This is a genomic window from Sphingomonas bacterium, assembly GCF_903644135.1.
Classification (GTDB): domain Bacteria; phylum Pseudomonadota; class Alphaproteobacteria; order Sphingomonadales; family Sphingomonadaceae; genus Sphingomonas.
Genome location: NZ_CAHJXA010000318.1, coordinates 1 through 3,258, shown reverse-complemented (window position 1 = coordinate 3,258; position 3,258 = coordinate 1). Strand labels below are relative to the sequence as shown.

The 3,258-nt window shown below is 68.8% G+C and carries 4 protein-coding genes; 1 reads left to right on the top strand and 3 read right to left on the bottom strand.

What is annotated here, in order from left to right; translation table 11 throughout:
* Window positions 1–1,396: replication restart helicase PriA (gene priA / locus HUU96_RS13685; RefSeq protein WP_174293306.1), on the top strand; the 1,396-nt coding region annotated here is incomplete at its 5' end.
* Here priA and HUU96_RS13680 read toward each other — a convergent pair.
* The 3 genes from HUU96_RS13680 to HUU96_RS13670 form a co-directional block, all read right to left on the bottom strand.
* On the bottom strand, window positions 1,393–1,647 hold the full coding sequence (locus HUU96_RS13680; RefSeq protein WP_174293305.1) for an ATP synthase F1 subunit epsilon: 255 nt from the start codon (window positions 1,645–1,647) through the stop codon (window positions 1,393–1,395). The genes priA and HUU96_RS13680 overlap by 4 nt on opposite strands.
* Complete coding sequence (gene atpD / locus HUU96_RS13675) at window positions 1,647–3,122, bottom strand: F0F1 ATP synthase subunit beta (protein ID WP_174293304.1); 1,476 nt, start codon at window positions 3,120–3,122, stop codon at window positions 1,647–1,649. Before atpD ends, HUU96_RS13680 begins: the two co-directional genes overlap by 1 nt.
* A gap of 26 nt (window positions 3,123–3,148) precedes the next feature.
* On the bottom strand, window positions 3,149–3,258 hold a 110-nt coding region (locus HUU96_RS13670), incomplete at its 5' end, for a F0F1 ATP synthase subunit gamma (RefSeq protein WP_174293303.1).

The following is a 3,258-nucleotide window of genomic DNA, read 5'->3' as shown; positions in this document are numbered from 1 at the left end:
CGCCGGGCGCTTCGGCTGCGAGCCGGTCGCCTGGCACTCGGGCCTGCGCTCCAGCCAGCGTCGCCGCGCTTGGCGCGCGATCGCCGGCGGCACGGCCCGCGTGACGGTCGGTGCGCGCTCGGCGCTGTTCCTGCCCTATCGCAACCTCGGCCTGATCGTCGTCGACGAGGCGCACGAGACAAGCTTCAAACAGGAGGAGGGCGTCCATTACCACGCCCGCGACGTCGCAGTGATGCGCGGCCGGTTCGAGCAATGCCCGGTGATCCTCGCCTCCGCTACCCCGGCGATCGAGACACGCCAGCAGGTCGAGATCGGCCGCTATGCCGAGTTGAAGCTCCATCGCCGCCATGGCGAGGCCGAGATGCCGGCGATCGCCGCGATCGACCTCCTCGCCGAGCCGCCCGAGCGCGGCCGCTGGCTGTCGCCGCGACTGGTCACGGCGCTCGACGAGACGCTGGCGCGCGGCGAGCAATCGCTGCTGTTCCTCAACCGCCGCGGCTACGCGCCGCTGACGCTGTGCCGCACCTGCGGCCACCGCTTCCAATGTCCCAACTGCACCGCGTGGATGGTCGAGCATCGGCTGACCCACCGCCTCGCCTGCCATCATTGCGGCCATGTCGAGCCGACGCCGCGCGCCTGCCCCGAATGCAAGGCGGAGGACAGCCTGGTCGCCTGCGGCCCCGGCGTCGAGCGCATCGCCGACGAGGTCGCGGCGCTGATGCCGGCGGCGCGGGTGGCGGTGATCACCTCCGACACGATCTGGAGCCCCGCCAAGGCGGCTGAGTTCGTTGGTCGAATGGAGGCGGGCGACATCGACATCGTCGTCGGCACGCAGCTGGTCACAAAGGGCTATCACTTTCCCAACCTGACGCTGGTCGGCGTGGTCGACGCCGACCTGGGGCTGGAAGGCGGCGACCTGCGCGCGGCGGAACGCACCTTTCAGCAAATCCGCCAAGTCTCGGGCCGTGCTGGCCGCGGTGCCAAGCCCGGCCGCGTCCTGATCCAGACCCACAGCCCCGCCGCGGGCGTCATGCGCGCGCTGGTATCGGGCGATGCGGAGGCGTTCAACGCGGCCGAGACCGAGGCGCGACGCGACGCCGGTGCGCCGCCGTTCGGCCGCTACGCCGCGATCATCGTGTCATCGGAGGAGCAGCCCTGCGCCCACGAAACCGCGCTGCTGATCGGCCGCTCGGCACCGCGCGTCGACGGCATGGCGGTCTACGGTCCCGCGCCTGCACCGCTGGCGATGCTGCGCGGCCGCCACCGCTACCGACTGCTAGTCCACGCCCGCCGCGCCCTCGACGTCCAGGACGTGATCCGCGACTGGCTGGGCGGGCTGGTTTTGTCAGCGAAGGCGCGGGTGACGGTCGACGTCGACCCGTACAGCTTCCTCTAGCCCGCCTGCTCCGCCAGCACGGTCAGGCCGCGGTCGTTGACCTCGGCGAAGCCGCCCTGGATCGCCAACGTCTCGGGCGTACCGCCGTGCGTCCGCAGGATCGTCAGCGCGCCGTCGCGGATCGTCGACATCACCGGCGCATGGCCCTCCAGCACGCCGAAGTCGCCCTCGCTGCCGGGCACGGTGACCATGTAGACCTCCTCCGAGCGGACCAGCCGCTCGGGGGTGACAAGCTCGAAGTGGAGCGGCATCAGGCCTCCTGCGCCATCTTCTCGGCCTTGGCGACCGCTTCGTCGATGCCGCCGACCATGTAGAAGGCGTTCTCGGGCAGGTGGTCGTACTCGCCGTCGACCACCGCCTTGAAGCTCTTCACCGTGTCCTCGATCTGGACGAACTTGCCGGGGATCGAGGTGAACACCTCGGCGACGTGGAACGGCTGACTCAGGAACTTCTGGATCTTGCGCGCGCGAGTAACGGTGAGCTTATCCTCCTCCGACAGCTCGTCCATCCCCAGGATGGCGATGATGTCCTGCAGCGACTTGTAGCGCTGGAGCAGCGACTGCACCGCGCGGGCGGTCTCGTAATGCTCCTGGCCGACGACGCGCGGCTCCAGCACGCGGCTGGTCGAATCGAGCGGATCGACCGCTGGGTAAATGCCCAGTTCCGAGATCGCGCGGTTCAGCGTGGTCGTCGCGTCCAAATGCGCGAACGAGGTCGCCGGCGCCGGATCGGTCAAGTCGTCGGCGGGGACGTAGATCGCCTGCACCGAGGTGATCGAGCCCTTGTTGGTCGAGGTGATCCGCTCCTGCAGCGCGCCCATGTCGGTCGACAGCGTCGGCTGGTAGCCCACCGCCGACGGAATGCGGCCAAGCAACGCCGACACTTCCGCGCCCGCTTGGGTGAAGCGGAAGATGTTATCGACGAAGAACAGCACGTCCTGCCCCTCGGTGTCGCGGAAATATTCGGCGATGGTCAGCCCCGACAACGCGACGCGGGCGCGCGCGCCGGGCGGCTCGTTCATCTGGCCGAACACCAAAGCCACCTTGCTGCCCTCGGGCGTCGGGTTGCCGTCGGCGTCCTTGGCGATGACGCCGGCGTCGAGGAACTCATGGTACAGGTCGTTGCCCTCGCGGGTGCGCTCGCCGACGCCGGCGAACACCGACACGCCGCCATGGCCCTTGGCGATGTTGTTGATCAGCTCCTGGATCAGCACCGTCTTGCCAACGCCGGCGCCGCCGAACAGCCCGATCTTGCCGCCGCGTGCATAGGGGGCGAGCAGGTCGATGACCTTGATGCCGGTGACCAGGATCGCGCTCTCGGTCGACTGGTCGACAAAGGCGGGGGCCTGGGCGTGGATCGGCGCCTTGAGATCGGTGTTGACCGGGCCGCGCTCGTCGATCGGCTCGCCGATGACGTTGAGGATGCGGCCGAGCGTCATCGGCCCGACCGGCACGGTGATCTGCGCGCCGGTGTCTGTGACGGTCTGGCCGCGAGTGAGGCCCTCGGTGGCGTCCATGGCGATGGTGCGCACGGTGTTCTCGCCAAGATGCTGCGCGACCTCGAGCACCAGCTTGTTGCCGTTGTTGCTGGTCTCCAGCGCCGACAGGATCGCCGGCAAATTGTCGGGGAAGTGCACGTCGACAACGGCCCCGATGACCTGCGACACGCGGCCCGTGTTGTTGGTCTGACCCGTGAGAGGGCGGATGTCTTCAGCGGCGGTTGCCATGGTTCTGCTTCCTGCTTGGAAATGACTTAGAGCGCTTCGGCGCCCGAGATGATCTCCACCAGCTCGGTGGTGATCGCGGCCTGGCGGGTGCGGTTGTACTGGATCGACAGGCGATTGATCATGTCGCCCGCATTGC

Excerpts from the sequence above, each read along its gene's own strand:
- HUU96_RS13680 (WP_174293305.1), bottom strand. The coding sequence starts at position 1,647 with ATGCCGCTCCACTTCGAGCTTGTCACCCCCGAGCGGCTGGTCCGCTCG.
- atpD (WP_174293304.1), bottom strand. The coding sequence starts at position 3,122 with ATGGCAACCGCCGCTGAAGACATCCGCCCTCTCACGGGTCAGACCAAC.